This is a genomic window from Klebsiella sp. EMBS2024 (assembly GCF_036233805.1).
Classification (GTDB): Bacteria; Pseudomonadota; Gammaproteobacteria; order Enterobacterales; family Enterobacteriaceae; genus Klebsiella; species Klebsiella pneumoniae.
Map to the genome: position 1 here is coordinate 4,560,727 of NZ_JAZARW010000001.1, position 1,541 is coordinate 4,562,267.

Annotated in this window: 1 rRNA gene (running past both ends of the window); it reads left to right on the plus strand. The window is 52.5% G+C overall.

The annotated features are described in order from the left end of the window. Positions 1–1,541 (plus strand): 23S ribosomal RNA (locus tag VZP09_RS24890) (it extends past both window edges: 121 nt to the left, 1,240 nt to the right).

The following is a 1,541-nucleotide window of genomic DNA, read 5'->3' on the forward strand; positions in this document are numbered from 1 at the left end:
GGGAAACCCAGTGCAATTCGTTGCACTATCGTTAACTGAATACATAGGTTAACGAGGCGAACCGGGGGAACTGAAACATCTAAGTACCCCGAGGAAAAGAAATCAACCGAGATTCCCCCAGTAGCGGCGAGCGAACGGGGAGCAGCCCAGAGTCTGAATCAGCTTGTGTGTTAGTGGAACGGTCTGGAAAGTCCGACGGTACAGGGTGATAGTCCCGTACACCAAAATGCACAGGTTGTGAACTCGAAGAGTAGGGCGGGACACGTGGTATCCTGTCTGAATATGGGGGGACCATCCTCCAAGGCTAAATACTCCTGACTGACCGATAGTGAACCAGTACCGTGAGGGAAAGGCGAAAAGAACCCCGGCGAGGGGAGTGAAAAAGAACCTGAAACCGTGTACGTACAAGCAGTGGGAGCACCTTCGGGTGTGACTGCGTACCTTTTGTATAATGGGTCAGCGACTTATATTCTGTAGCAAGGTTAACCGTATAGGGGAGCCGCAGGGAAACCGAGTCTTAACTGGGCGTTAAGTTGCAGGGTATAGACCCGAAACCCGGTGATCTAGCCATGGGCAGGTTGAAGGTTGGGTAACACTAACTGGAGGACCGAACCGACTAATGTTGAAAAATTAGCGGATGACTTGTGGCTGGGGGTGAAAGGCCAATCAAACCGGGAGATAGCTGGTTCTCCCCGAAAGCTATTTAGGTAGCGCCTCGTGAACTCATCTTCGGGGGTAGAGCACTGTTTCGGCTAGGGGGTCATCCCGACTTACCAACCCGATGCAAACTACGAATACCGAAGAATGTTATCACGGGAGACACACGGCGGGTGCTAACGTCCGTCGTGAAGAGGGAAACAACCCAGACCGCCAGCTAAGGTCCCAAAGTCATGGTTAAGTGGGAAACGATGTGGGAAGGCACAGACAGCCAGGATGTTGGCTTAGAAGCAGCCATCATTTAAAGAAAGCGTAATAGCTCACTGGTCGAGTCGGCCTGCGCGGAAGATGTAACGGGGCTAAACCATGCACCGAAGCTGCGGCAGCGACACTATGTGTTGTTGGGTAGGGGAGCGTTCTGTAAGCCTGCGAAGGTGACCTGTGAGGGTTGCTGGAGGTATCAGAAGTGCGAATGCTGACATAAGTAACGATAAAGCGGGTGAAAAGCCCGCTCGCCGGAAGACCAAGGGTTCCTGTCCAACGTTAATCGGGGCAGGGTGAGTCGACCCCTAAGGCGAGGCCGAAAGGCGTAGTCGATGGGAAACAGGTTAATATTCCTGTACTTGGTGTTACTGCGAAGGGGGGACGGAGAAGGCTATGTTAGCCGGGCGACGGTTGTCCCGGTTTAAGCATGTAGGCTGATTNTCCAGGCAAATCCGGATAATCAAGGCTGAGGTGTGATGACGAGGNACTACGGTGCTGAAGTAACAAATGCCCTGCTTCCAGGAAAAGCCTCTAAGCATCAGGTAACATTAAATCGTACCCCAAACCGACACAGGTGGTCAGGTAGAGAATACCAAGGCGCTTGAGAGAACTCGGGTGAA